This is a genomic window from Cohnella candidum (assembly GCF_003713065.1).
Classification (GTDB): Bacteria; Bacillota; Bacilli; order Paenibacillales; family Paenibacillaceae; genus Cohnella; species Cohnella candidum.
Map to the genome: position 1 here is coordinate 1969354 of NZ_CP033433.1, position 25033 is coordinate 1994386.

The following is a 25033-nucleotide window of genomic DNA, read 5'->3' on the forward strand; positions in this document are numbered from 1 at the left end:
TCTCCCCTATTCCTGATCCGATTTGCGCCTGGAAAACAGTCTCAGCGGCGTTCCTTCGAACGGAAACGCGGCACGGATCTTGTTCTCCAAATAGCGTTCATATGAAAAATGCATCATTTCCGGCTCGTTGACGAAAATGAGGATCGTCGGCGGCTTCACCGCGACTTGCGTCGCATAGTTCACCTTCAAGCGGCGGCCTTTGTCCGTCGGCGGCGGGTTGATCGAAACGGCGTCCATGATGATGTCGTTCAGCACGTGGGTCGGGATGCGCATCGCATGCTGCTCGGCGACGCTGTTCACGACCGGCAGCAGCTTGGTGAGCCTGCTTTTCGTTTTCGCCGACAGGAAGACGACAGGCGCGTAGTGCATGAACAGAAACTGTTCGCGGATCGTATTCTCGAAATGCTGCATCGTCTTGTCGTCCTTCTCGACGACGTCCCACTTGTTCACGACGAACACGCTTGCTTTGCCGTTCTCGTGCGCATATCCGGCGATGTGCTTGTCCTGCTCGATGATGCCTTCTTCGCCGTTGATGACGATAAGGGCCACGTCCGCTCTCTCGATCGCTTTCATCGCGCGCATGACGCTGTACTTCTCCGTCGTCTCGTACACTTTGCCCCGCTTGCGCATGCCTGCGGTATCGATCAGCACGTATTTCTGCCCGTCCCGCTCGAACGGGGTATCGATCGCGTCGCGCGTCGTGCCGGCCACGTCGCTGACGATGACTCTTTCTTCGCCCAGGATCGCGTTCACGAGCGAAGATTTACCGACGTTCGGACGTCCGATCAGCGCCACTTTGATGACGTCGTCGTCGTACTCTTCTTCCTCGGCGGGAGGCAGTTTCGCGACGGCGGCGTCCAGCAAATCGCCGATCCCCGTGCCGTGCGCGCCGGAAATGCCGACCGGGTCTCCGAAACCGAGCCCGTAAAATTCATAGATATCGTCCATCCGCTGCAGATTGTCCACCTTGTTAACGGCCAGGACAACCGGTTTGCCGGAACGGTATAGCATCTGGGAAACCTCTTCATCCGCGTTGGTGATGCCGGCTTTCGCATCGACCATGAAGATGATGGTATCCGCTTCTTCAATCGCCAATTCGGCTTGCATCCGGATGAGGCGAAGCATGCCGTCTTCGCCGTCGATTTCGATGCCGCCCGTGTCGATCACGCTGAACGGGATTCCGTTCCATTCGCCCGTGCCGTAAATGCGGTCTCTCGTGACCCCGGGCTTGTCTTCCACGATCGCCAGCCGGTCGCCGATAATCCGGTTGAAAATGGTCGATTTTCCCACATTGGGACGTCCGACGATGGCGATGACGGGTCTTGCCATAATGTCACTCCTTTTTCTGTGGCCCAACAGTTGCCAAATCCCATCATAACAAAAATCTTCTGGCTTGGCTAACCGTTTTCCGCCCGGTGGTCCACGATGAGGTAGAGGCTTTCGCTCAGCTCATGAGCGGCGCAATCCAGCATCTTTTCGAGCAGGAAGGCGGTTTTCTTCATCTTCTCCGCATCCTTCGCGACGAAGATCGGCGCCCCTCCGCCCACCTCGTCTCTTTGCGTCGTCACGACGGCTACGATTTTCGCCATGTCATCCTCCTTGGCTGCGCCGGTTCGCGATGACCGGCAGCCTGACCGCCGCTTCCAGCAGCGGCACGTTTTCAACCGCCTGCACCGCAAATTGTACGTTCCGCTCGCGCGGAAGCACGAGAACGGCCAGCCGTCCGGAATCCAGTGACAGCTTGGCAAGCGGTATCAGGGTGGGCTCCCCTTCATCCCGGTAAACGCCCAGGCGGGTGGAAACGTCGTACAAGATCGCTTGGCGCTGGCCCAAATTCGCGATCGTCACCCGTCCGTTTCCGTTATGCGGCGTGAGCATGACGCCGATCCCCTGCTTGAGAATGAGATTGCGGTCTTCCTCCAAACCGACGTTCATCATATAGACGTCGCCTACGAATAGCCCCGGCCCATCGAACTTGACTTCCGCTTCGGCAACATTCGCGATGTCGCGGATCGTTTTCCCGCGCATGAACCGATGCACGACGGCGAGCGTTAACAGCCCCGCCAGCACGCCGCTCCACCAGTTGATCGCCATGGATGCCATCGACGTGAGCAGCGCCGTGAATATGGCCAGGTAATTCCGTCCCTCGAAAACGACGGCCATGCCCTCGATATAGGCGGATCCGCGGGGCACGAGTTCCACCTTGTCGATTGCGGTCAACGTATTTCGTTCCAAATTGCGGACATCCCGAAACTGCTGAGCCGCCAGCGACAAAAACGTGACCGCGGTGTAGTTGTTATGGTACAGCGCGGGAACGGAGATGGAACCGAGAGCACCGGCGATCAAGCCAAGCGCGATATTGGAGATCACGCCGTGAGGGTAAGCCGGATACTGCCGGTAATCGGTCCGCATCATGAGCAGCCGGGCGCACAAGCCGAATCCCGTTCCGAGCAGCACGCCGGTTAAATCCCGATGGGCATGAATCCATTCCGTGATCACGATCCTTCTCCTCCCCTTCGCCATGCATATTTCCGAAAGTCCAGCGCGACAAGCCTCCCTATGGCGGACAGCGATCTTGCCGTAAGAACGGCGACCCACCACGCTTCCATCCAATGGCCGGATCCGATCTCGAAACGAACCTGCCCGTGAAGCCAGGCGGCTCTCCAAATCTCATGGACGGCCAACGCCAAGGTTACCGCCAAGATCTGCCCCGTTGCTCCGCGCACGAGCGCGCATGTCGAGGCACCCGCCAATACGGCGGCGGTCCAACCGACTCCCTCGTCGGACAGATGAGTCGACATCCAGGGAGATACGGAAATCAGCAGCTTGAACGATCCCGTCAAAAATCCCGCCGCAAAGGCGGTCCATCGCTCGGAGGGTTCCAATCTCCAAGCCAGGAAGAGCGCCGCCAGCGCCGCCCAAGCGAACGTCCCGCTGATCGTCCATGGCCCTCCGGCCGGAATGGCCGCCCATGCGGCGAAAGGCCAGCCGGCCAGGAATACCGCAACCGCGGCATCCGGGATGCGGTCTTCGGCCTGCTCCCTCCAGCCGCTCCACCAGAGAATCGCGGAAGCCACCCATAGAAAAAAAGCCGTGTAAACCGGCGGCATCTCCCCCACCTCCTGCATCCCTAGTATGCGCCGAATAGGCAAAACACCCCTTGCCCGTTTTCCGGGAAAGGGGTGTTTCGTCTTTCAATACAGGGGGCGTCAGTTCAACCAGCCGGCGACCGTCTGATACAGCAGGTACAAATTCAAGCCGGCGATCACGATCGCGACTGCCCAAGCCAGGATCTGCAGCCAAAGCGGATTCACGAAGACGCCCATCTTTTTCTTGTCGCTCGTGAACTTCACGAGAGGAATGACCGCGAAGGACAACTGCAGCGACAGGATGACCTGGCTCAGAATCAAGAGCTGCGCGGTTCCGCTCTCTCCCGCGATGGCCGTGACGATGACGGCCGGCACGATCGCGATCAGGCGCGTGATCAGCCGCCGCAGCCAGGCGGGCAGCCGGATGTTCAGGAAACCCTCCATGACGATCTGTCCGGCCATCGTTCCCGTCAGCGTAGAGTTCTGTCCCGCCGCCAGCAGGGCGACTCCGAACAGGATGCTCGCCATCGTGGAACCGAGCAGCGGCGCGAGCAGATTGTACGCGTCACCGATCTCCGCCACGTCCAGAATGCCGGCGGAGTGGAAGGCTGCGGCGGATACGATCAAGATCGCCGCGTTGATGAACAGCGCGAAGAACAGCGCAATCGTGGAGTCCGCGGTGGTGTAACGGATGGCTTGCCGTTTGCCCAGCTCGGTTTGCTCGAACTGCCGGGTTTGCACGATGGAAGAGTGCAGATATAGGTTATGCGGCATGACGGTCGCGCCGAGTATGCCGATGGCGATATACAGCATGGTCGGGTTCGAAATGATTTCCGCGCTCGGAACGAATCCCCGGAACACTTCCGACACCGCCGGCTGGGACATCACGATTTCGGCGACGAAACAGAGACCCACCGTTCCGATAAGCGTAATGACCATCGCTTCGATGTAACGGAAGCCTTTATGCTGGAGCAGCAAAATGACGAGAACGTCCAGGACGGTTATGATAATGCCGTACATGAGGGGAATGCCGAAAAGCAAGTTCAGGGCGATCGCCGTTCCGATGACTTCCGCGAGGTCGCAAGCCGCGATCGCGAGTTCGCACAAAGCCCATAGGCCCATCGAAACCGGCTTGCTGTAATGGTCCCGGCACGCCTGTGCCAAATCCCTGCCCGTTACGATGCCGAGCTTGCCCGCGAGCGCTTGGAGCAGGATGGCCATCAGGTTGGACAGCAGGATGACGGAAAGCAGCGTGTAGCCGAACAGCGATCCTCCGGCCAAGTCCGTCGCCCAGTTGCCCGGGTCCATGTACCCCACCGCGACCAGATACCCCGGTCCGGCAAACGCCAGGAACTTCCGGAACCAGGAGCCGGTTTTCGGAATTTTCAAGCTCCGGTAGACCTCGGGCATCGTCGGCTGCGTTCTGGGGTTGCGCCAGCCTTGTTCGGAGGCCATCTCCGTGAAGTTGTCGCTCAAGATCATTCACCTCTTCCCATGTCGTTCGCAATCTTGGCGCTAAGCTCAAATTGTTGCGCTTGTGCAACTTTCGGCGATAAAAAAAAGCTCATATCCTTTTGTATGTCGGCTCACTCTATTTGTTACCCACTTTTATTGTAACAAACCAAAAATGTTTGTCAAAGGCAACTTTTCGGCGCAGAAAAAAGCCGTTCCCCGAATATCGCTTGTTAAAGCGGCATCGCAGGAACGGCTTTGACTTTAGCTTTCGATTACTTGAATTTGCTCAATTTATCGCCGAATTTCTCGCCGAGCGTAAAGCTCATGCTTTCCGGCTCAGGCAGGTTGGACGAAGACTCCTTCGGCGCGCGGGGAGCGCGTTCCGGACGGGCAGGCGCTTCTTCCGTTTCCTTGATGGACAGGGAAACGCGCTTCTCGGCCGGATTGAAGTCGAGGATCTTCGCTTGCACTTCTTGCCCTTCCTTCAGCACTTCGTGCGGAGTGGCGATGTGGCGATGGGCGATTTGGGAAATGTGGACCAAACCTTCCACGCCCGGTGCGATCTCGACGAATGCGCCGAAGCTGACAAGGCGCTTCACGACGCCCGTCACGATGTCGCCGGTGTTGAATTGGCCCGTAGCGGATTCCCAAGGACCCGGCTGCGCCGCTTTGATGCTGAGGGAAATCTTGCCTACGGAAGGATCCACCTTCAGCACTTTCACTTTAACCGATTGGCCTTCGGACACGACATCGGCCGGATGGGCGACGTGCTGCCAAGCCATTTCGGATACATGGACCAATCCGTCCACGCCGCCGATATCGACGAACGCGCCGAACGGAGTCAGGCGTTGAACCGTGCCTTCGATGACCTGGCCCGGCTGCAGGGAATCCATGATTTCGTTTTTCTTTTGCTCGTACTCGGCTTCGAGGACGTCTTTCGCCGAAAGGATGACCTTGTTGTTTTCGCGGTCGATTTCCTTGACTTTCACGCGAAGAGTGCGGCCTTTATAGCTGCTGAAATCTTCTACGAAATGGCGCTCGACCATGGATGCCGGAATGAAACCGCGCACGCCCACGTCTGCCACAAGCCCGCCTTTGACGACATCGGCGACGACGACGTCAAACGCTTCTCCGCTTTCGAATTTCGCTTGCAGTTCGTCCCAAGCTTTCGGAGTTTCGGCTTGGCGCTTGGACAGGGTCAACGTTTCCTTCGCATCGTCGATGTTCAGGACTTTGGCTTCGACTTCTTGGCCGACTTGCACGGCTTCCGAAGCATTGTCCAGTTGAACGTTGGACAGTTCGCGGAGCGAAATCGTCCCTTCATATTTATAACCAAGGCTTACGAATGCTTGGTTGTCCTCGATTTTGACGATCGTCCCTTTGACGATGTCGCCCTTTTTCAAGGTTACGAGGTTATCCATCGCATCCTGCGAGACCGTCTCGGCAGCCTCGTTCGCCGGTTGTGCGGTTTCGTTGATCGCGCCTTCGCCCACCGCTTCGGCGGATCCCGTTTCTTGTACTTTCGTTTCTTCCGACATGAAAATACCTCCTCAATTCTGCCCCAACTTTATTTAAACCCGCTATGCGGCGTCTAAATCTGAATACCATTACCCAATTCCGATGAGTTTGAAACCATAAAATTCCTAAAAATGATGCCATTAATCAGTATGAGGGTTTCACACGTGAACCATGCATGCGTATTAAGCGGATGGCCGGCCGGTCTGCAGCATTTCCCTGATTTTGGACATGATCTTCTCGGTCGCCGCATCCATCGCTTCGGAAGTTCCGGCCTCGACGAACGGTTTCATGTCGACCGGTGCCCCGTAGACCGCCTTCACTTTGCGGAAAAGCCTATACTCTCCCACCAACGCGACCGGAATGACCGTCGCTCCCGAACGGACGGCGATGGTCACCGCTCCCCGTTTGGCCGCTCCGAGCGATTCGTTGCGGGTTCCCTCCGGAAAGATCCCCATCACTTTGCCGCTTTTAAGCAGATCGATGGCGTTGCGGATCGCTTCTTTACTGACGCCGCCCCGCTTGACCGGGAATGCGCCCCAGGCTCGGATGACCTGGCTGACCACGGGAATCTTGAACAGTTCGGCTTTGGCCATGTAATGCACCTTGCGGGGAACGAAAGCCCCGAGCGTAAACGGATCCTGCAAGCTCTTATGATTGCTGCAAAGAATGACAGGTCCCTCGGCTGGGATGTTCTCGAGTCCCTTCGCTTCCAGGCGGAACAGAAGCCGATAAATCCCCCTGATGATCCCCCTGCTAAAGGCGTATAACATAATTTACTTCTCCTCCGCCGAAATGGTTCCCGTGATCTCCTGTCCCCATTTCACGATTTCGCCCGCCACTTGTTCGGCCGATCGGCCGGTCGAGTCGACGAGCCTCGCGTCGGCGGCACGCACGAGCGGAGCGATCTCCCGTTCCTGGTCGATCCTGTCCCGTTCGGCGATGTCTTTCTCCAACTGTTCCAGCGTGACGCCGGGATTGTCCCCCAGCTCTTTGAAGCGGCGCAACGCGCGCTCGCGGGGAGAAGCGGTCAGGAATACTTTCAATTCGGCATCGGGCAGCACGTGGGTGCCGATATCCCGGCCGTCCATGACGACGCCCTTCTCTTTCGCCATTCGTCTCTGAAGCTCGGCCATCCGGTTGCGGACGCCCTCGATTTTGGCGAAATGGGACACTTGCCGGTTCACTTCCAAGGAACGGATGCGGGAACTGACGTCTTCCCCGTCCGCGATCACCTTCTGCCCTTCCGGACCCGGAAGGAGACGGATGTCCAGGCTCTCGGCCAGGTCCGTGACGCGGGACGCTTCATCGGCGGACAATCCCGCTTCCATGGCTTTCAGCGTGACCGTGCGATACATGGCTCCAGTGTCGACATATATGTATTGCATATCCCGGGCGACCATCCGGGCAACCGTGCTTTTGCCGGCGCCGGCCGGACCGTCTATGGCGATGTTGATGCGTGGCGTCAGTTGCGGACTCATGGGAAAACGACTGGCCTCCTACAGATGCAAGCGCTAATGCCGGGAAGTAAAAAACAGGCAGGCTCAGCCTGCTGCATTACGAAAATTATAGCATACCCCCGCCGCGCGATGCAAAAAGCTCCGGATCAATCTCCGGAGCTTTGGCGATAGGAAATCCCCTCCAGCCGGTCCGTCGGCGACAGCCTCACGCGGAGCCACGGTACCTGAAGGGCGCTTTGGAACAGGAGCAGCAGGACGATTGAAACGCATATTCCCCTGAGCAGCCATTTCTCCACGAGGTCGGAGCGCGCGGGAAAGCCGCGGGGGTCGTCTATTCTTCTTCGGATAACGGGGAAACCTCCCGGCTCGGATGCCGAGTCGCGCTAACCCTTGTGCTTGTCCAACTGGCGTTCGAAACAGTATCGGATGATTCTCTGCTGTTCGGCGTCCTGGATGTCCTGGAACCGCATCATGACGAGGTGCTTGTCAGGCTCTACCGGCAGCACCCGGACGACTTCGCCGTCGAATTTGGCGTGGCCGATGTTCCCGTTCTTATAGGTGAGCAGCAGCCAGCAGCTGATCGAGGCGCCGGGAACGAGCGGCCATTTGCGGTCGGTCCGGAAAGACAGTCCGCCGCCGCCGACGTCGTCGGTGATCGCGGTAAACCGCACCTTGTCTCCAATCCGCACGGCCAGCTCCAGCTGGGCCTCGACCCGCAGGTAGCTGCGCCGCTGCTCCCTTTCGATTTCGTCCAAGTTCGGCTTCCGGACGGAAAACAGCGTGACCGTATCTTTCTTGATTCCGGTAACCGTCGTCGTGAACAGGTGTTTGACGCCGTCCTGCGTAAAATAAAACATCCGAAACTGCTCCCCGGTCTGGGGGCGGTGGTATCTCCGGCTTTTCTCGTCGAGCGGGATTTCCAGCCAGATCGATTTGTCGTCCATGTCTGCCACGCGGGAACGCAAGGAGGTCGCTGAATCGGGGTCTTGCACTGGCATCAACTGTAAATAGGTCGTTTGATTTATTTTAGGAAGCACCGAAAAACCTCCATGTCGGCATGAGAACAGGAACACGCTCCTGCGTTGCACCCATTATATCACGACAGGAAAGGTTTGGGATGCCCTCGTTCGGGAAATTTCGGCAAACTTGCCGAGAAAGCTCGAAAGCCAACCGGGGTAGGTATTGCGACCCGGTCGGCCTTTGAACTTCACGTACGGTAAAGCACTTTGGTGGCGTCGGGGATGCGTTCGATCGTTTCCTCGATGCCCGTATCGGCATTCATATAGATGCGGTAGCTGCTGCCGTGGATCTTGCCGATGAACTCGTGGCACAGCACGGGCCTGTGCATTTCATTCTCCACGACGGCCAGAGAATAGTCGGACACCCGGAAATCGGGGTTCAGGCCCCGGGAAGCCTGCTCTTTGGACACTTTGGGTTTGCCCGGCGTCAATAGATTGTTGGAAAACACATGCTGGGACGCTTGCAGCCCCACGACTTCCCCGTTATCCAGCGCTACCCGGACCGTCACTTTATCCGGATACATGCGGACGCCGTTCTTGGTGCCGGCGAATGCGAAGACGGCCACATGGTCGTATTCGTCGTAGGTGACGGGCGTCATGTCGCGATAGCCGTTACGGACGAGGAAGTTGGAGGCCTTGTTGCGAGCCGTGTCGAAGTTGAGCTTCCTGGACTTCACCTGGCGCGTGTTCATGTACCACAGAAGCTGTCCGCCTTTGCGGGTATAGCTCATCTGGATGCGGGCTCCGTCGCCGCTCTCTGCGTTGACCGTATACGTCTTGAACCTCGTTTGTCCTCCGGCTTCCGACAACATCAGCGGTCCGGTTGCCGCCGCTCGGTGGCTCAGGAAAGAGGCGGCGCGGGCGCGGATTTCGGCCGGGGACATGTCCTTGCCGCTCAAGCCGTCCGTGGATTGGATCCGTGGCGAAGACAAGGCGGATGGTCCCCAATCCGTCTCCGGATACTCCCCGATCTTCTTGTCGACGGTGCGGAAGCCGTCGATGATCGTGTTATCGTGGGGATTGTGCTCGCTCGCCATCGCGGCCTCGACATCCATCCAGCGCAGCCGGTTCGAGATGACCGCGTCCTGGATTTTGCCGAGCTGTTGGTTGATGTCCGAAGATTTGGCGTACAACGACTTCAACATATTCGTTTCGCTCGCCGTGAGCGGCTGCTTCGCCAAATCCCGCACCGACGTGCTGTATGCGAAGTTCGAGATGCGGGACAGGAACGCTTCCGCTTTGTTGAAAGGCAGCATCGCGAGCGGGAGCTGGTTGATTTCGTTTTGCGCCTGGCTGGTCAGCCGCCAAACGTTTACGAGCCCTTTGCGCTGCATGCCTTGGGACGTCGAGGAGACCGCCAGCGTCTGGCCCAACTCGTCCTGCAGCCGGTTCATGTGGTGGTTCAGGTCGTGGAAAGCCCTCTGGTACTGGTTCTCGGCCTTGATCAAGATCGTGTTTTTGTCCTGGTGCTCCTGATAGCCCCACAGAACGGCGCCGACGAACAGGATCGCGGCGATCGGAAATAGGATGGAACTGAGACGCGCGTACATGAAAAGCCGACCCCTTTCATTCCCAAACTACGGTTAGTGTGGGATAAAGGAATCGGCTTTATGCGCGTTTCCAAGGAAGGCTCAGGTCGGCTCTTCCTCGATTTCGAAATCTGCGTCGTTGCTGCAAAGGCATTGCTTGAATCCGGTATCCACGCGTCCCCGGTCCTTGCGGCCGCGGAGCGTGAATTTCTCGCCGCAGCGGTTGCAGCGGATGATCACTTTGATCCTTGGGGTGGACATGGTTTCCCTCCAGCATGAGGCGAAGCGTATACGTACCAGTATGGACCGCCCGGTCAGGATTTAATCTCTTCCTCCCGTTTCAGCCAGCGGAACGGCGAAACGGCATTGGCGCGGTTTACGCGGCGGATGCCCCGGAACCACAGCAGCAACATGAAGGGAACCGCCACCCACATCCAGCTCGACGGAACCGTCAACATCATGAGATCGTACACGCCGTGCCAAATCAAGGGCAGCAGGACGGCCATGCCCAGATGGAATCTCACCTGTTTGCCCTTGGAGAACTTCGCGCGGCCGAGCGAGTAGCCCATGAATACGCCGAACAAGGCATGTCCGGATACCGGAAGCAACGCCCGGACGAGCAAGGTGCCGAACGTCGTCGGCTGCAGGAAGGCGTAAAGTACGTTTTCCAAAGTCGCGAAACCCAGCGAGACGGCCGTTGCGTATACGATGCCGTCGTACGGCTCGTCGAATTCGGTATGGTTAAAGATAATATGGTAAAGGACGAAAAATTTAAGCAGTTCTTCCACGCCGGCGGAGATCACGAAAGAGAACGTGAATGGGGAATCTCCGAGCCATATCGTCAACCCCCGCTGCAAAACCATGGCGGGAAGAACGATAAGAACGCCCGTGACGAACATTCTCAGCACCATCGAGAGCGGCTCCGAGTCGTATCGGTCTTTCCAGTAGAAATAAGCAAGCAGAGCGAGTCCGGGGGCAATGGCGGCAGCCAGCACCGATAGCAGCATGTTGTCGTCCCCTCCCTCCCGCGTTTCGTTTTGTCGCAGCTTTCATTATACAACGGGAAAGCGGCGTGCACATCCTTCTTCCAGCAATCTCCCGGCCATCAAAAAAGAACATTTTGCGACAGCCCGGCGGGCGATCGCAAAATGTTCTGTTATAGGGCAGATTTCGCAGGTTCAGCCGAAATGCTCGGCCAGCACCTTCACCGCGTTGGAGGGAATCACCGTTTGCCCGTATTCCTCCAGCACCGCCGGCGTTACCGACGTGGCATCCCCATACTCGGCCAGCACGGCGATCAAAGCGTGGTAACCCGCGCTTTCAAGTCCGGCCGGATCGAAGCAGAGAATCCATTGGTTCTGGTACCGGTACATGCGTCCTTCGTCCGTCAACCGGCCGGCCAGCGTTTTGGCCGCTCCGATCGCGTCTTCAATATCCCGGAAACGATATATGATGGCTTCGCTTTGTTCAAGCGTTACTTCCATTTCGTAAACTTCCTCGTCCATCTCTTCGATCGCCGCGGAGTCCGCGTCGCGTTCCTGTTTGCCTCGCGTCACGATGACGACCATTCCTTGAGCCGGCATGGCGAATACTTCAACCGCAAGCGGTCCGGAGGCATCGAATCCGAGCTCGTTATAAGCTTGATCCATCATTTCGCTGAACAGTTCATGCACCTTGGGAATCTCGCGCCACATGTCTTCTTTTTGGATCCCGCGTTCCGTCAGATCGTCGAACGTGAGGAAAATTCGTATTTTGTCTTGGCCAAGCCGCTCCATCCTCATGACAGGACCCTCCTTTGCGCACGATGGGTGATAACAGCGTATGATCGGGCATATAATGTGTGATTGAAATCTGCTTTGACAACATGTTATCACTTCTCCCATCGAAATGCACTAGGGAAAACCCACGCATGGCAAAAAAACGGCTCCGCCGCCATCCCGTCAAGGAAGGGGCGAAGCCGTTTTTTTCAGATGTGCGAATGACCGTTTTGATTTAAAATTTCGTTGATTTCGTTTTTCACTTTAGGGTCTTGAGAAGCGAGCCGCTCGACCTGATCCAGCCCTTGTCCGGAAGCCGCGGATGCGTGCCGGTCGCCGCCCGATCTGTTGCCGGACGACATCCCGCTCATCAGTCCGCCGCCGAATTTAACCGACATGCCTTTTTCGAGCGCGGTTTCCTTCATGTCGCTTACCCGCTGCTTCATCATCTGGCCGATGCCTCCGGCTACGGCGTTCATCGTCCGGTTATTGCGCATCATCATGACGACTGCCGCTCCCGCAAGGCCGCCCAGCACGAAAGTCCCGAGTTTCATGTTGCCACCTCCTTGTCGATACCTTTATTGTGGCCGGGACCGCAGGCGTCATGCGCCATCAAAATAAGGAAAGGGTCCCGTGTCCCGCCCATCAAGGTGTGCTACAATCGGGATATTACGACAAGGAACCGGAGGTCTTTCGACAACATGATCAAACGCCAACGCCCCATTTGGACGGCAGCCGCCTGCTCTTCCGCGCTGCTGCTCGCTTTAACCGCCTGTGGAGGCGGGAATTCAGCAAGTTCCGCAGCATCTTCGCCCGCCGCTTCTTCGCCGGCTCCGTCGGCATCGGCCTCGGCGACGGCTTCGGCATCCGCTTCTCCGACCGCTCCGGCCTCCGCTTCGCCGTCGGCATCCCCGTCGGCATCGCCTTCCCCGTCCGCTTCTTCGGCTCCGGCGGAGACGAATGCCGCTCCCGCATACCGCATGAATAAGGTCTACAATATCGTGCCCATCGACAAAACCAAATCCCCGGACAAGGTCGTCCTGCTCACGTTCGATGACGGACCGAAAGAGAAGGTCATGTTGACCCGCATTCTCGACGCGCTGGACAAACACCATGCCAAAGCGATTTTTTTCGTGAACGGTTACCGGATCAAGGCCCACCCGGAGCTGCTCAAGCTGATCGACGACCGCGGCCAGGTCATCGGGAACCATTCGTACGACCACATCATGCTCGGTAAAGAAAAGGAAGCCAAAATCCGCGACCAAATCGAGAGCGTCCAGAAGATGGTCCATGATGTAGTCGGCAAAACGCCGGTATTCTTCCGCCCCCCGTTCGCGTCCGCCAACGACGCCGTCCATCAGATCGCCAAGGAAAACGACCTTCTGTTCATGACCTGGTCCAACGGTTCCCTCGATTGGGACCTCGGCAAAAACGTCAAAAACAAGCCGCAGGCCGTCATCGACAACGTCATGAAGCAGCTCCATCCCGGCAGCAACATCCTGATGCACGAGCTGGAGTGGACGTCCGAAACGCTCGACAACCTGCTCACCCAATTGGAAGCCAAAGGATACAGCTTCGTCGACCCGAACAGCATCGAGTTGACCACCGCCGCAGCCAAATAAGTTTCACGCCGACAAAAAACGTCCCCATTCTGCTCCGATGAGCGGAATGGGGACGTTTTTCTGATGCGCGATACTGGCGTATCAATAACCGTACTTCTTTCTGCCCCACCAGACAAGCCCGGCAGTCAGCGCCGCGAACAGCAGGAGAAGAATCCGGTAAAACCAACGCGAAAGCTGCTTCTGCTTCGACGGGTGCACGACGGACCTTGGCGGCATGCCGGTTTCCGGGATCCCGGAAGAAGCCGCCGTTTGCGCGATCGCTTCCTCCAACTGCTCGAGCGTCAGCGGCTCGGCGCCATCCTTGTCTTCCTCTTTCGCCAAGGCGTGCTCCTTCGCTTCGCGATAGCGGGACCATACGGACGAGGTCTCGTTGTCGTTCATTCTGTCTCCCTCCGAAAGCGGATAATGAGGCCCATAATCAAATCGACCAGAAAATGAGCGGCGATCGGCGCCCAGATCGTGCCCGTGAGTATGTAAATCCAGCCCAATCCGTAGCTGATGGAAAACACGAGGCCCGTCGGAATCCAATGCCGCAAGTACCGCACGTGGATCGCCGCGAACACGATGCTGGTCCAATATGCTCCGATAGCGTGCTGCACGGCCCCCCGGAACAGGAGCTCCTCGCAAATGCTCACGACAAGCGCAATGAGCGCGATATGCCACACCGGACGCTTCAGGAAAATCCTTTCGTTTACGCCTCCGTCATCGGATGCTTCGTCCGGAACCCAGCGGGAAATCGCCACGTCGACCACCAGGACGACGGCGGCGAGACCGGCGCCCCAAAGGGCGAATTCGCCGTTCCCGGGAAAAGACAGAACGCGAATCGGGTTCCGCCCCTGAAAAAACAGCCACGCGAGACCGATAATGAGAGTAATAAGCTGAGTGAGATACAGATTCAGCAGCAGCATGCGGTCGTTCAGATCGTCGACCGTGACTTTACGGAGTTTTAGTTTGCGAATGTCGAATTTTCTCATTTTACCTCTGAAAAATGCGAATTTGTATGTTCAACGAAAGATGTTTTTTCTATACTAGAGACGACAAATATCCGACCGCCCAAAGGAGTAACCATGGAAAAACGCTTGAACCGCACCGATCTCGGCTTTTCGCTGGCGTTCCTGCTCATGCTCGTCATCGCCACAGGAGCCTTCTTTTACGGGGTGAAAGTCGGAACCGACAGAGTGAAAGCCCAGCAGCTCGAGGCAGAACAAGCTGCCAAGAAACCCGAGCAAACCGTCCCGAACGCCTACCAGCAGCAAGACCTGGTATCTTTTTATCATACCGTATTTTTGCCTTACCGTGAATTTCAAAACGCGCTTTTCACCGCCCAGTACGAATGGAACGCCGATCCGACCGTGGATCTTTCCGCGTCGCTGAAAGAGCTGGCCAAGGCCGCAAACGCGAAGTACGGCAAAATCGCCGGCGTTGCCGTCACCTCCTCTTCACCCCTGCTGAAGGAAGCGCAGACGGATTACCTCAAAAGCCTGAAGCTGTTCTCCGACAGCTTCGCCGACCTCGCGAAAGGCGCGAACCAAGGCACGGCTTCCCAGCTGCTTCAGGCGTTGGGCAAGCAGGCTTTCTATACGGAAGGCCGCAAATACGCGCTCGCGGGGCAAAACGCCTACTATACTTCGATGCTGAAGTGGGCCGCGACGGTCAACATGGAGATCAACGGCGATTATAAGAGTCCGTCCGTCATGGATCTGGCCGACTGGAAATCGAAGCCGCTCGTGATCAAAAATAAAGTGATTGTCGACTATCTATCCTCCCACTCTCTTTTCGCGGGATTCCTGCCGCACGATCTGACCGCCCGCATCGATCAGTTCATCCGATCGGGCCAGGCGGACAAGATGAAGCAGAAAACGGTAACCTCCATCGCAGAGTTGCTGACCGGCACGGATGCCATCCGAAGCGGAGACTTCCTGAACGCCAGAGCGATGCTGTATCCGAATGAACAGCTTCCGCAGCTGCCCTTTTTCATCCCGGATAAATAATTGTACGTTTTGAAACCGTTTTTGTCACATTTTCATGATTGCATGTCTTACCCCGTTGCTTTAAAATAGTAAAATCCGATGAGACGGAATGACCTTGCGCAAGTCACCCTCCAAGCGCCGATAGTCCGCCGTTGGCGGAAGCGGCACTGGAGGTTTTTTCATAACTTGAAATGATAAAGGGATACGAGAAGGGGGATTTTTGGCATGTTTAAAGTATTGGTGTCGGATCCGATCAGCGATTTGGGCATTTCGCTGCTCGTCGAGGCGGCGGATATCTCCGTCGATAAGAAGACGGGACTGACCGAAGACGAGTTGGTCGCCATCATCGGCGAATACGATGCCCTGCTCGTGCGCAGCCAGACCCGCGTGACCGAGCGCATCATGACGGCCGGAAAGCAGTTGAAAGTAATCGGACGAGCCGGGGTAGGCGTGGACAACATCGACCTCGATGCGGCAACCCGCCGCGGCATCATCGTCATCAACGCGCCGGACGGCAACACGATCACCACCTGCGAGCATACTTTCGCCATGATGATGGCGCTCGCCCGCCACATTCCCCAAGCGTACCTGAAAACCGTCGGAGGCGTCTGGGACCGCAAATCGTTCGTCGGCGTCGAATTGCGCAACAAAGTGCTGGGCGTTCTCGGCATGGGCCGGATCGGCAGCGAAGTCGCCGCCCGCGCCAAAGCGTTCGGCATGACCGTTTACGGCTATGACCCGTTCCTGACGGAAGAGCGGGCCGAGAAGCTCGGCGTCCGCCTCGCGACGGTCGAGGATGTGATCCGCGACGCCGACTTCATTACGGTGCATACGCCGCTTACCCCGGAGACGCGCCACATGATCGGCAAAGAGCAATTCGCGAAAGCCAAGAAAGGCTTACGGATCGTCAATTGCGCCCGCGGCGGCATCATCGACGAGAAGGCCCTCATCGAGGCCATCGACGCGGGCATCGTCGCCGGAGCCGCGTTCGACGTGTTCGAGGAAGAGCCGCCGGCACCGGACCATCCGTTCCTGTCTCATCCTAAAGTGATCGTGACCCCGCACCTTGGCGCCTCCACGGTGGAAGCCCAAGAAAACGTGGCGATCGACGTTTCGGAACAGCTGCTGCACATCCTGCGCGGCGAACCGTTCAAAAACGCCGTCAACATGCCTCCGGTCCCCGGCGACGTGCTGGCCAAACTCGAGCCTTATTTCGCCCTTGGCAAGAAGCTCGGCAGCTTCGCCTCCCAAATCGCGGACGGCCCGGTGAAGGAGATTTCCGTAAGCTATGCTGGCGATCTCGCCAACGTGGACACGGCTCCCCTCACCCGTCATGTCGTCCAAGGCGTGCTGTCCCACCATCTCGGCAGCGACGTCGTCAACGTGGTCAACGCCATGCACCTGGCGAAAACCCGCGGCGTCAACATCGTCGTTTCAACGACCCAAGCGAGCAAGGGCTTCACGAACCTTGTCAGCGTCTCGCTGCGGACCGACAAGGAAGAGCGCATCGTGGCCGGCGCCTTGCTGAACGGTTACGGTCCCCGCATCACCCAGATCGACAAGTTCCCGGTCGACGTGGAGCCGCAAGGCCATCTGCTCCTGATCTCCCACCACGACAAACCGGGGATCATCGGCCGCGTCGGCACGCTGCTCGGCAGCAACGACGTCAACATCGCGACGATGCAGGTCGGACGCAAAGTGATCGGCGGCGCCGCCATCATGGTGCTCGGCGTCGACAAAGGCGTCCCGAAGGAAGTGCTGTCGCAAGTCGCTTCCCTGCCAGATCTGAACAACGCCAAACAAATTCAGCTGTTCTGAACTTCATGAAGAAGCCTCCCGGACGACGCGTCCGGGAGGCTTTTTGCATGGTTACAGGGATCACCGAGAAATGTAGGTACCTCTTCCCGATGCCGTTTGCGGCTCCCTTGCGTTCTTGTTTTCATGCCGGACGAGCAGCACCATGCCGAACTGGAGGATCGACGTCGCGACCAGCACGATCGGCAGTATCGGCGACCCCGGTTCGGACGCGAAAGTAATCAAGGACAGAATCGAAAGCACTCGCCCCGCGTTCAGGAAAAACTCCCGAAGAACGACCGACTCGATCCGAAAATGCCCTTTGAGCGGCAGGAAGTCCATCCTTCTATAGTAATAGGAAGTCAGCGTATTGATCGTTAGGGGGTTGAAGAGCGAAAACACGATCATATAGACGATGACGGTCCAAATCGAAATTTGCGCGAGCAGCAAGCAGGAGGCGCCGAATACGCTCGCGCAGGAGACGAGCAGCTCGGCAGGCACGTTGCTTCGGTCTTTGCGCCGGGAAATCGCGAACCCGGTCAGGATCGTCAACAGAGAGAAGAAAACGGTCAGGAGGCCGACCCAGTCCTCCCTTCCTACTGCCTGGTACAGTAAAATATTCGGCAAGAACAGCATGATCCCCTGGAACAGACCCAAAAAGAAAAAGCTGAACAGGGAGCGAAGCCAGATCCGGTCCCGTTTCATCAGGAGCATCGAAAACTTGAGATAATACGTCCGATGGCCCTCATCGATTTTGCGGATTTTCGTGCTGAACAGGAAGCCTGCAGCGAACATGAAGCAGGCGATCGCGAACGTGACGATATAGCCCTGCAGTCCTTCGAACATCCGGATCACGTAACCGGACAGCGCGGGGCCGATCAGGCCGGCCGAATTGAAAACGATCATATTCACGGCCAAGTATCGAGCCCGGTTCCGTTCCTCGTTCACGTCGTACATCAGCACGAGATAACCGACCCAATACAGGCCGAGTGCCAAGCCGTAAAACAATGCGAAACAAGGATAATACGTGACGACGAGCTCCTTGGCGAAAATGACGGCCAGGAAAAACAGCGCGATCAGCACGATGCCGAGCCGGTAAGTGTCCATTCGGTCGCGTTTTTTGGCGATGTACCCACCCACGGCGAACGCGAACGGCGTGACCCCGTACAAAATGACGTTGAACACCCCGTTGATCCACAAATCTTCCGTCAAACGCCACAAATACAGGTTGAGGAACAGCGCGGACATCGAAGCGCCGACCTGGAAGCAGCCGTGGATAAACAATGCTACGTAAGCTTCCTTCGTCAACCCTTCTCCGCGTTGCTTGCCCGAAAACGAGCGGATCCATCTCTCCCGAAATCCCATGCCGCCACCACCCGGAAACCCCGCCGCGAATTCAATTCGTTCCTATCTTAACACCTCGGTTCTTGTCGGGAAAGAAAATTCCGACAGAAGCAATCGGCTTCAACGCTTTTTATAGCCCAAAATCTTCCCCAATATATCCTCTTTTCGAAAAGGGCCCGCCGTTTGGCTGTCATTAAATCCCCTCCAACGGACATCGGCCAAGATGTAATATTCGCCGTCTTTCAGTGTCACGGGATCCCAAGAATCATTGTTTTCGGAAGTAGAATCATTACCGTAGAACGTGTCCAGCATTTTGTCGTCAATATAGACCTGCCCCTTGTCTATGCGCACCGTTTCGCCGGGAAGTCCCACGACTCTTGCCATGTCCGTGTCTTGATTCTTTTTGTTCTTCGTGCTAAAAACCACAATATCCCCGCGAGCAATATCGTTTTGCTTGTAGTAGTTCATGTCCGCCAATACTTTATTTCCTATACCAAATGGATCTGGCCCGTCGTACACGAATGAGGCAAGCATTCCGTCTGTTTCGACTTCCACTTCGGTTAACGAAGGATCTACCTTTTCGATGACCTTTATTTTCTTTTCGGTCACCTTGTCCGTGATGGTTTCGGTGCAACCGCTTAGAATCCAAATAACAAGGAGTAAAAAGCCAACAACGACACGTTTACGCTTCATCTAGAGCACCCCATTTCACCAAATCCCTATAGTTTCCATTATTATACATCATGGAAATGAGAAATGGCGGCCACTCGGCCGCCATTTGTGCTTATTAAGAGGGTCTAAAGCTTCGGTTGCCCGTTCCGCGTTTGCCGCCGACCGGCAGCGTAATCGTGAAGGTCGTTCCTTTGCCCGGCTCGCTGGCGGCTTTGATTTTGCCCCCGTGCGCCTCGACGAGATTCTTGACGATCGCGAGGCCCAGACCGGTTCCGCCCCCGCCGTTCGATTCGCGTTTGCGGGCTTTGTCCGCCTTGTAGAACCGTTCGAAAATGTACGGCAAATCCTCCGGCGGGATGCCCATTCCTTCGTCGGAGACGATGATCTCGAGCAGTTCCCCGCCTCGCGGGCCTTCCTTCCGTGCCGCCTCCATGCGGATGCCGGCGCCGGCCGGCGTGTGCCGCAGCGCGTTGTCGAGCAGATTCGTCAGCACCTGCTCCAACCGGTCCGGATCCGCCGCTTGCAGGCTAAGGTTAGCCTCGGTTTCGGGTTTGACGAGCGAGATGCCCCGCTCCTTGGAGAGCGCCGAGAATTTACGATACACGCGCCCCATCAACGCATTTACGTCGACGTGCTGGAACGTCATCTCCAAATGGCCGGCTTCCATTCGCGCCAGATCAAGCAGGTCCTTCACCAGCCGTCCCATTCTCAGGGACTCGTCGTGAATGACCTGCACGAGCTCTTTGCGTTCTTCCGGAGAGGCCGCGATATCGTCTAGCAGCGCTTCACTGTATCCTTGCACCATGGAGAGCGGCGTGCGGATCTCGTGGGACACGTTCGCCACGAAGTCCTTGCGCAGCTTATCAACACGGAATTCCTCGGTGACGTCCCGGAGAACGGCTACCGCTCCCCTTACCGATTCGGTTGCCGCGAGCGGCGTCATGACAACGGACCATACGCCGCTTTGGACGTGGATTTTGGACGTCAGCTCCTTGCCTCCCGCGATGACGCTGCGGAAGGTTTCGAGAAGCGGCCCCGGCACTTCGCCGAATTTGTCCGGCTCCTCTTCCTCCGTCCAAGTGACGGAGCCCCAATCCTCCACCAAATGTTTGCCTTGCGGGTTGGTAAGGATGATTTCGCCCTCCGCGTCGAAGGAAATGACCGCGTCCGTCATGCTTCGCAGCACGCTGCTCAGATGGTCGCGCTCATGCTCCAGGTCCCGGATGAGCGTGTCCACCTCGGAAGCCATTTGGTTAAACGTATTGGCCAATTCGCCGATTTCGTCCGACGAACGGATGGCGACGCGGGTCGTATAATCTCCCTGCGAAATCCGGTCCGCCGCTTCTTTCATCTCGCGGAGCGGCTGGGTGATCTTCGTGAGCAGGAAGAAAGCGAAAAACGTCGTCAGCAAGAAGCCCACGACGCCGGTATAGATGAACAGATGCTTGATTTTATTCGGATCCTGGAACTGAAAATCGATGTATTGCAACAAGAAAAGCCCGACCGTGGTGATGACGACCGCGACGAGCGCGATGATCGTCAGCCACAGCTTGCCGACGACCGTCCTCCAAATCGCCATTACTTCGCCGCCTCCAGCTTGTAGCCGACGCCCCAGACGGTCGTGATCATCGAAGCCGCTTCCGCCGAGACGCGGTTCAGCTTCTCGCGAAGCCGCTTCACGTGGGTGTCGACGGTCCGGAGGTCTCCGAAGAAATCGTAGTTCCAGACGTCCTTGAGCAGCTCTTCCCGCGAGAAGACTTTATCTGGGGAGCTCGCCAAGTAGTGGAGCAGTTCGTACTCTTTCGGAGTCAGGTTTACTTCCTGCCCTCCGGCGGTCACGCGGTGCGCGTCGTGTTCGATCACGAGATACGGGAACACGATATTGTTGCTGGCGTTGTTTTCCTTCGACAAGAAGGCGGTAGCCGACGAACGCCGCAAAATCGCCTTGATGCGGAAAATCACCTCGCGCGGGCTGAACGGCTTGACGACGTAGTCGTCCGCGCCGACCTCGAACCCTTGCACGCGGTTCACCTCTTCGCCTTTGGCGGTGAGCATCAGCACCGGAGTCGCTTTTTGCTGCCGCAGGCGCGTGCACACCTCGACGCCGTCAATGCCCGGCAGCATCAGGTCGAGCACGATCAGGTCGTAATCGTCCTCGACGGCCATGCGAAGGGCGCTCTCCCCGTCCTCCGCTTCTTCGATGGCGAAGCCTTCCTTCTCGAGATACATGCGGAGCAGACGGCGAATGCGTTCCTCGTCGTCGACCACCAGAATGCGGTTGCCTTGGCTCATGCGAAACACTCCTCTGCTTCGTTTAGGAAACCCCGGCGTAAGAATGCAGGCCGGCAATAACGAGATTGACCCCGATCAACGTGAAAAGCACGACCAGGAAGCCGATGACCGCAAGCCATGCGGACTTGGCGCCAAGCCAGCCGCGGGACAGCCGGAGGTGAAGGTAGGCGGTGTAGAACAGCCACGTGATGAGCGCCCACACTTCCTTCGGGTCCCAGCCCCAGAACCGGGACCAGGCGATCTGTGCCCAGATCATCGCGAAGATCAGAGCGCCGAGCGTGAAAATCGGATAGCCGATCGCGATGGAACGGTAGCTGATTTCGTCCAGGTCGTCGGGATCGATGTCGGACAAGTGCGGATGGATGACCGCCCCCAGCTGTTTGCGAGCGATTAATCGAAGCAGCCCGTACAGGATCAAGCCGGACAACACGGACCAGATGATCGTGTTCAGCTTGCGGCCCGCGTTGACGCCGTTCATCCAGGACGGCGCTTGGAACAGCGGCTTATCCAGCCCGAGGAAGCCGTCCATCTTGACGACCTCGCTGTTATAAGGCTTCACGAACGGCGGCAAGCCGTAAATCACCTGGTGGACGGTCGTCTGCTCCTGTCCCTGGTCGTCGACCTTGACGACCGTCTGGCGAAACTCGGCCTGATAGCCGGCGGAACGGAAGGCGAATACCGAAACCAGGAAGCCGATGACGATCAGAATGATGAAGAGGAAGCTTTCCACCCAGCGTCTCGACCGCATGCCCGCTTTGTCGGTGCGGGTGAAGTCGACTACCCTCAGCAGCTGTACCAACGCCGCGGCGAAACCGACGGCGAAGAAGGACTCGCCGAGCGCGGCGGTCGTCACGTGGACCCGCAGCCAGTTGGAGTTCAGCGACGGGATCAGCGGCTGGATCTCGGACGGGAACACGGATGCATAAGCGATGATGATAACGGTCAGCGGAAGCGTGAACGCGCCGAGCAGCGTGTTGCGGTAAATCAGGTAAATGACGATGAAAGCCAGCATGACCGCCATCGCGAGCATCGTCATGAACTCGTACATGTTGCTCGTCGGAATATGTCCGCCGGCGATCCATCGGGTGATGAAGAAGGTGACGTGGGCGGCCCAGCCGGCAACGGCGATGCCGAATCCGATCCAGCCCCACTTGCGGGCGTGGGCGGCCGGCTCCCGGTTGCTCCACTTTTTGCCGCCTACCGCGATCATGAAGAAAATGAACGAGGCGCTGTAAATGAGCAGCGCGGCCATCAAGGCGTTTCGGCTGAAATCGAGCAAACTCAAGCGGTTGTCCTCCTGTTATCGAGCGATTTCTCCGGCACGTTCAGGCCGGTTTTGGCAAGCGCGGCGGCCAGCTCCGTCCGGAGGCCGAAATTATTCTTGTTCGTATGGGCCCCGAGCGACAGGACGCCGTCGTCGAATCTCAGCCAAATCCGCCTGTGGTTCCAGTACAGGCCCATGACGACTCCGATCATGAAGATGACGGCGCCGGACCAAATGAACGGCATGGCACGATCGACCCTGACATTCAGGGTTGTCGTATATTCGGAGAAAGAAACGTCCTGCATGGAAGAAACCCGGATTTCGAACTTGTCCGCCACGGATTTGTTCAGTACGTCCTGTTGAAATCTCGCCTTGTCGATCTCCCGCGGGAAATAAATATACGCCGCGCCGGAGGCGGGCAAATCGGGACCCGTGACGACGAAGACGAAGGCCGGGGCATTCGGATCCCGCGATTTGGTCATCGGGCGGCCTTGCTCGTCCAGCCCGAAATCCATGAATTTGTCTTTTAATGTCAGCGTATAAGGACCGACCTGATAAGTCAATGCGGGATTGCGCATCGTCAGCTTGAAAGGTCCGTACTTCTGCCCCGTTTTCTTGTCGTAAATCGACGGGGTAACGGAAATCAACCGGGGCTGCTGGGCGTAATCGTATTGGTAAAGGCTAAGCCCTTTGTAAGTCAACGGATGGTTGACTTGAATATCGTGCGTTTTCACTTCTTTCAACACCGGTTCCTGTGACGGATCGTCGCAATTTGCGGTACAGGTGTACAACGTGGCTTTCGTATCGAACAGTTTCGGACGCGTCGTGCCTTTGAGCGAAGCCGGCAGTTCGGCGTCCGTGTAATATTCGACGGTGAACTTGTCGCTTTTCACATAGTAGTTGGTGCCGGGGATCTGCTCCGTCTCTCCGTCGTCGAGGCTCACGTACTGGTCCATGTTCCAGGCCGGCACGCCGCGGCCCAGCACGGCGAGCAGGAAGATGATGAGCCCGATGTGGTTGATGTAAGGCCCCCATCGGCTGAACCGGTTTTTCTCCGCCATCAGCGCGTCGCCGTCCCGCAGCACCTTGTACCGCTTTTTCCGCAATTGGGCGCTCAGTTGATCCAGCCATTCATCTTTATTTCCCGGCTCAGGCCCGCTGTAAACGACCTGCTGCCTCGTGATGAATTGGAGATGCTTGCGAACCTGCTGTCTCGACAATGCGCGATATAGCGGCAGCACCCTGTCCAAGCTGCAGATGACGAGGGAAGTCCCGATCATGACCAGCAAGCCGACGAACCACCACGACGTATAGGTTCTCGAGAGTCCGACCGCATGGTAGATCACGCCGGCCGTACCGTACTGCTCTTTGTAGTAATCGTGGAATTCCTGGTAAGTATGCAGGTTCAGAAACGTATCTTCCTGCGGGTATACGGTGCCGAGCGATGCCGCGATCAGCGTAAGTATGATCAGCCATATGGCGATTTTGACCGAGGAGAAGAAGTTCCACACGCGGTCGATCAGGTCCGGATTCGCTTTCTGCGATCGCCGGGCGACTCCGTCATATCTCATTTCCAGAGGCGCGAGTTCTTCGCTTTCCGCCTCCGTCAGCGGTTTGCCGCAAGCTTCGCACAATACGGTCCCGATGTGGTTCTGGTGGCCGCATTCGCACTTGGTGTTCGAAAACAAAGGCCTTGCCTCCCTACTTCGCGTTCATGATCGCCTCGATGTGACCTTCGACCTGCTCCTCGGTCAGAGGACCGCCGATGACCACGTCTTCGATCGTTCCGTCCGCCCGCACGAAGAAAGTCGTCGGATACTGCTTCAAGCCGAATTTTTTCTCCGTTTGGCGGTTCCGGTCGAGGAGGATCGGGAACTTCGCCCCCACCTGGCGGGCGAAACTCTCGACGCTCAGCTGATCCTCGCTGAGATTGATGCCGATCAGTTGAACGCCTTTGTCCTTCCAAGCTTCGTAAACGTTCTGCAAAGCCGGCATTTCGTTCCGGCACGGCGGGCAAAACGTACCCCAGAAATTGATGATCAGAGGTTTTCCCGCATACTCTTTGCTGTCGTGCACTTGTCCCGCCGTATCGAGCAATTTGAACGCGGGCGGCTTGTCTCCCGCCTTCAGCACGGAAGTCGACGCGAACAGCGTTTTTCCGACCGCGTAGCCGCCGATGAGCAGCACGAATGCCAGCACGATATATTGGATCGTTTTCCGATGCTTTTTCATGTTCCGTTCACCACCGCAG

General features: G+C 57.3%; 28 protein-coding genes. 3 read left to right on the plus strand and 25 right to left on the minus strand.

Annotated elements, in window-relative coordinates:
• Nucleotides 1-6: 6 nt before the first annotated feature.
• From der to EAV92_RS25120, 16 genes are all read right to left on the minus strand, one after another.
• Complete coding sequence (gene der, locus EAV92_RS09290) at nucleotides 7-1329, minus strand: ribosome biogenesis GTPase Der (RefSeq protein ID WP_123040821.1); 1323 nt, start codon at nucleotides 1327-1329, stop codon at nucleotides 7-9.
• A 68-nt stretch (nucleotides 1330-1397) separates the two neighbouring features.
• Nucleotides 1398-1589, minus strand: a complete 192-nt coding sequence (locus EAV92_RS09295; protein ID WP_123040822.1) for a capping complex subunit for YIEGIA — start codon at nucleotides 1587-1589, stop codon at nucleotides 1398-1400.
• Between the two features lies 1 nt (nucleotide 1590).
• Nucleotides 1591-2496 carry a YIEGIA family protein gene (locus tag EAV92_RS09300; RefSeq protein WP_241158547.1) on the minus strand — a complete coding sequence of 302 codons (906 nt, stop codon included), beginning with the start codon at nucleotides 2494-2496 and terminating at the stop codon, nucleotides 1591-1593.
• Nucleotides 2496-3110: a hypothetical protein gene (locus EAV92_RS09305; RefSeq protein WP_123040824.1), complete on the minus strand. Its 615-nt coding sequence runs from the start codon at nucleotides 3108-3110 to the stop codon at nucleotides 2496-2498. The genes EAV92_RS09300 and EAV92_RS09305 overlap by 1 nt, the downstream gene beginning before the upstream one ends.
• A gap of 99 nt (nucleotides 3111-3209) precedes the next feature.
• A complete protein-coding gene (locus EAV92_RS09310) occupies nucleotides 3210-4544 on the minus strand; it encodes an Nramp family divalent metal transporter (RefSeq protein WP_241158548.1) in 1335 nt (444 codons plus the stop codon).
• 272 nt (nucleotides 4545-4816) lie between these two features.
• Nucleotides 4817-6082 carry a 30S ribosomal protein S1 gene (rpsA, locus tag EAV92_RS09315; RefSeq protein WP_123040825.1) on the minus strand — a complete coding sequence of 422 codons (1266 nt, stop codon included), beginning with the start codon at nucleotides 6080-6082 and terminating at the stop codon, nucleotides 4817-4819.
• Between the two features lie 162 nt (nucleotides 6083-6244).
• Nucleotides 6245-6832, minus strand: a complete 588-nt coding sequence (locus tag EAV92_RS09320) for a lysophospholipid acyltransferase family protein (protein WP_123040826.1) — start codon at nucleotides 6830-6832, stop codon at nucleotides 6245-6247.
• A 3-nt stretch (nucleotides 6833-6835) separates the two neighbouring features.
• The gene (cmk, locus tag EAV92_RS09325) at nucleotides 6836-7540 is read right to left on the minus strand and encodes a (d)CMP kinase (protein ID WP_123040827.1); all 705 of its coding nucleotides are present in this window, start codon (nucleotides 7538-7540) and stop codon (nucleotides 6836-6838) included.
• 125 nt (nucleotides 7541-7665) lie between these two features.
• On the minus strand, nucleotides 7666-7815 hold the full coding sequence (locus EAV92_RS24525) for a hypothetical protein (RefSeq protein WP_164472705.1): 150 nt from the start codon (nucleotides 7813-7815) through the stop codon (nucleotides 7666-7668).
• An 87-nt stretch (nucleotides 7816-7902) separates the two neighbouring features.
• On the minus strand, nucleotides 7903-8607 hold the full coding sequence (locus EAV92_RS09330; protein WP_338134410.1) for a flagellar brake protein: 705 nt from the start codon (nucleotides 8605-8607) through the stop codon (nucleotides 7903-7905).
• 119 nt (nucleotides 8608-8726) lie between these two features.
• The gene (gene ypeB / locus EAV92_RS09335) at nucleotides 8727-10088 is read right to left on the minus strand and encodes a germination protein YpeB (RefSeq protein WP_123040829.1); all 1362 of its coding nucleotides are present in this window, start codon (nucleotides 10086-10088) and stop codon (nucleotides 8727-8729) included.
• 81 nt (nucleotides 10089-10169) lie between these two features.
• Nucleotides 10170-10328, minus strand: a complete 159-nt coding sequence (locus EAV92_RS24530; RefSeq protein WP_164472706.1) for a hypothetical protein — start codon at nucleotides 10326-10328, stop codon at nucleotides 10170-10172.
• A gap of 53 nt (nucleotides 10329-10381) precedes the next feature.
• Entirely contained in the window at nucleotides 10382-11074 is a 693-nt protein-coding gene (gene prsW / locus EAV92_RS09340; protein WP_123040830.1) for a glutamic-type intramembrane protease PrsW, read from the minus strand.
• 171 nt (nucleotides 11075-11245) lie between these two features.
• Nucleotides 11246-11848: a genetic competence negative regulator gene (locus EAV92_RS09345; RefSeq protein WP_123040831.1), complete on the minus strand. Its 603-nt coding sequence runs from the start codon at nucleotides 11846-11848 to the stop codon at nucleotides 11246-11248.
• Between the two features lie 185 nt (nucleotides 11849-12033).
• A complete protein-coding gene (locus tag EAV92_RS09350; protein WP_123040832.1) occupies nucleotides 12034-12378 on the minus strand; it encodes a hypothetical protein in 345 nt (114 codons plus the stop codon).
• Nucleotides 12379-12479: 101 nt separating this feature from the next.
• Entirely contained in the window at nucleotides 12480-12806 is a 327-nt protein-coding gene (locus EAV92_RS25120; RefSeq protein ID WP_338134411.1) for a hypothetical protein, read from the minus strand.
• 19 nt (nucleotides 12807-12825) lie between these two features.
• On the opposite strand from EAV92_RS25120, the gene EAV92_RS09355 reads away from it, so the two are divergent.
• On the plus strand, nucleotides 12826-13446 hold the full coding sequence (locus EAV92_RS09355; RefSeq protein WP_338134412.1) for a polysaccharide deacetylase family protein: 621 nt from the start codon (nucleotides 12826-12828) through the stop codon (nucleotides 13444-13446).
• Nucleotides 13447-13527: 81 nt separating this feature from the next.
• Here EAV92_RS09355 and EAV92_RS09360 read toward each other — a convergent pair whose 3' ends face one another.
• Together EAV92_RS09360 and EAV92_RS09365 are read right to left on the minus strand one after the other, a co-directional pair.
• Nucleotides 13528-13827, minus strand: a complete 300-nt coding sequence (locus EAV92_RS09360) for a hypothetical protein (RefSeq protein ID WP_123040834.1) — start codon at nucleotides 13825-13827, stop codon at nucleotides 13528-13530.
• Nucleotides 13824-14420 (minus strand): CPBP family intramembrane glutamic endopeptidase, encoded by a 597-nt coding sequence (locus EAV92_RS09365; RefSeq protein ID WP_123040835.1) that lies wholly within the window; start codon nucleotides 14418-14420, stop codon nucleotides 13824-13826. The genes EAV92_RS09360 and EAV92_RS09365 overlap by 4 nt, the downstream gene beginning before the upstream one ends.
• Before the next feature lie 93 nt (nucleotides 14421-14513).
• Between EAV92_RS09365 and EAV92_RS09370 the strand changes: the two genes are divergently transcribed.
• Complete coding sequence (locus EAV92_RS09370; protein WP_123040836.1) at nucleotides 14514-15437, plus strand: hypothetical protein; 924 nt, start codon at nucleotides 14514-14516, stop codon at nucleotides 15435-15437.
• A 204-nt stretch (nucleotides 15438-15641) separates the two neighbouring features.
• Nucleotides 15642-17234 carry a phosphoglycerate dehydrogenase gene (gene serA / locus EAV92_RS09375; RefSeq protein WP_123040837.1) on the plus strand — a complete coding sequence of 531 codons (1593 nt, stop codon included), beginning with the start codon at nucleotides 15642-15644 and terminating at the stop codon, nucleotides 17232-17234.
• Nucleotides 17235-17294: 60 nt separating this feature from the next.
• On the opposite strand, the gene EAV92_RS09380 is transcribed toward serA, so the two are convergent.
• From EAV92_RS09380 to EAV92_RS09410, 7 genes are all read right to left on the minus strand, one after another.
• Entirely contained in the window at nucleotides 17295-18575 is a 1281-nt protein-coding gene (locus tag EAV92_RS09380) for an MFS transporter (RefSeq protein ID WP_123040838.1), read from the minus strand.
• 99 nt (nucleotides 18576-18674) lie between these two features.
• Complete coding sequence (lepB, locus tag EAV92_RS09385) at nucleotides 18675-19247, minus strand: signal peptidase I (protein WP_123040839.1); 573 nt, start codon at nucleotides 19245-19247, stop codon at nucleotides 18675-18677.
• A 94-nt stretch (nucleotides 19248-19341) separates the two neighbouring features.
• The gene (locus EAV92_RS09390) at nucleotides 19342-20805 is read right to left on the minus strand and encodes an ATP-binding protein (RefSeq protein ID WP_123040840.1); all 1464 of its coding nucleotides are present in this window, start codon (nucleotides 20803-20805) and stop codon (nucleotides 19342-19344) included.
• Nucleotides 20805-21518 carry a response regulator transcription factor gene (locus EAV92_RS09395; protein WP_123040841.1) on the minus strand — a complete coding sequence of 238 codons (714 nt, stop codon included), beginning with the start codon at nucleotides 21516-21518 and terminating at the stop codon, nucleotides 20805-20807. Before EAV92_RS09395 ends, EAV92_RS09390 begins: the two co-directional genes overlap by 1 nt.
• A 22-nt stretch (nucleotides 21519-21540) precedes the next feature.
• Nucleotides 21541-22803 carry a cytochrome c biogenesis protein CcsA gene (gene ccsA / locus EAV92_RS09400; protein WP_123040842.1) on the minus strand — a complete coding sequence of 421 codons (1263 nt, stop codon included), beginning with the start codon at nucleotides 22801-22803 and terminating at the stop codon, nucleotides 21541-21543.
• A complete protein-coding gene (resB, locus tag EAV92_RS09405) occupies nucleotides 22800-24470 on the minus strand; it encodes a cytochrome c biogenesis protein ResB (RefSeq protein ID WP_123040843.1) in 1671 nt (556 codons plus the stop codon). Before resB ends, ccsA begins: the two co-directional genes overlap by 4 nt.
• 13 nt (nucleotides 24471-24483) lie before the next feature.
• Entirely contained in the window at nucleotides 24484-25014 is a 531-nt protein-coding gene (locus EAV92_RS09410; RefSeq protein ID WP_123040844.1) for a redoxin domain-containing protein, read from the minus strand.
• Nucleotides 25015-25033: the final 19 nt, after the last annotated feature.

Coding starts and splice junctions, on each gene's coding strand:
- der (WP_123040821.1), bottom strand. CDS start 1,329: ATGGCAAGACCCGTCATCGCCATCGTCGGACGTCCCAATGTGGGAAAA.
- EAV92_RS09395 (WP_123040841.1), bottom strand. CDS start 21,518: ATGAGCCAAGGCAACCGCATTCTGGTGGTCGACGACGAGGAACGCATT.
- prsW (WP_123040830.1), bottom strand. CDS start 11,074: ATGCTGCTATCGGTGCTGGCTGCCGCCATTGCCCCCGGACTCGCTCTG.
- EAV92_RS09370 (WP_123040836.1), top strand. CDS start 14,514: ATGGAAAAACGCTTGAACCGCACCGATCTCGGCTTTTCGCTGGCGTTC.
- EAV92_RS09380 (WP_123040838.1), bottom strand. CDS start 18,575: ATGGGATTTCGGGAGAGATGGATCCGCTCGTTTTCGGGCAAGCAACGC.
- serA (WP_123040837.1), top strand. CDS start 15,642: ATGTTTAAAGTATTGGTGTCGGATCCGATCAGCGATTTGGGCATTTCG.
- EAV92_RS09320 (WP_123040826.1), bottom strand. CDS start 6,832: ATGTTATACGCCTTTAGCAGGGGGATCATCAGGGGGATTTATCGGCTT.
- EAV92_RS09345 (WP_123040831.1), bottom strand. CDS start 11,848: ATGAGGATGGAGCGGCTTGGCCAAGACAAAATACGAATTTTCCTCACG.
- EAV92_RS25120 (WP_338134411.1), bottom strand. CDS start 12,806: ATGCGGTATGCGGGAGCGGCATTCGTCTCCGCCGGAGCCGAAGAAGCG.
- EAV92_RS09350 (WP_123040832.1), bottom strand. CDS start 12,378: ATGAAACTCGGGACTTTCGTGCTGGGCGGCCTTGCGGGAGCGGCAGTC.
- EAV92_RS09365 (WP_123040835.1), bottom strand. CDS start 14,420: ATGAGAAAATTCGACATTCGCAAACTAAAACTCCGTAAAGTCACGGTC.
- cmk (WP_123040827.1), bottom strand. CDS start 7,540: ATGAGTCCGCAACTGACGCCACGCATCAACATCGCCATAGACGGTCCG.
- EAV92_RS24530 (WP_164472706.1), bottom strand. CDS start 10,328: ATGTCCACCCCAAGGATCAAAGTGATCATCCGCTGCAACCGCTGCGGC.
- EAV92_RS09310 (WP_241158548.1), bottom strand. CDS start 4,544: ATGGCCTCCGAACAAGGCTGGCGCAACCCCAGAACGCAGCCGACGATG.
- EAV92_RS09390 (WP_123040840.1), bottom strand. CDS start 20,805: ATGGCGATTTGGAGGACGGTCGTCGGCAAGCTGTGGCTGACGATCATC.
- ypeB (WP_123040829.1), bottom strand. CDS start 10,088: ATGTACGCGCGTCTCAGTTCCATCCTATTTCCGATCGCCGCGATCCTG.
- EAV92_RS09360 (WP_123040834.1), bottom strand. CDS start 13,827: ATGAACGACAACGAGACCTCGTCCGTATGGTCCCGCTATCGCGAAGCG.
- lepB (WP_123040839.1), bottom strand. CDS start 19,247: ATGAAGCGTAAACGTGTCGTTGTTGGCTTTTTACTCCTTGTTATTTGG.
- rpsA (WP_123040825.1), bottom strand. CDS start 6,082: ATGTCGGAAGAAACGAAAGTACAAGAAACGGGATCCGCCGAAGCGGTG.
- EAV92_RS09410 (WP_123040844.1), bottom strand. CDS start 25,014: ATGAAAAAGCATCGGAAAACGATCCAATATATCGTGCTGGCATTCGTG.
- EAV92_RS09305 (WP_123040824.1), bottom strand. CDS start 3,110: ATGCCGCCGGTTTACACGGCTTTTTTTCTATGGGTGGCTTCCGCGATT.
- EAV92_RS09295 (WP_123040822.1), bottom strand. CDS start 1,589: ATGGCGAAAATCGTAGCCGTCGTGACGACGCAAAGAGACGAGGTGGGC.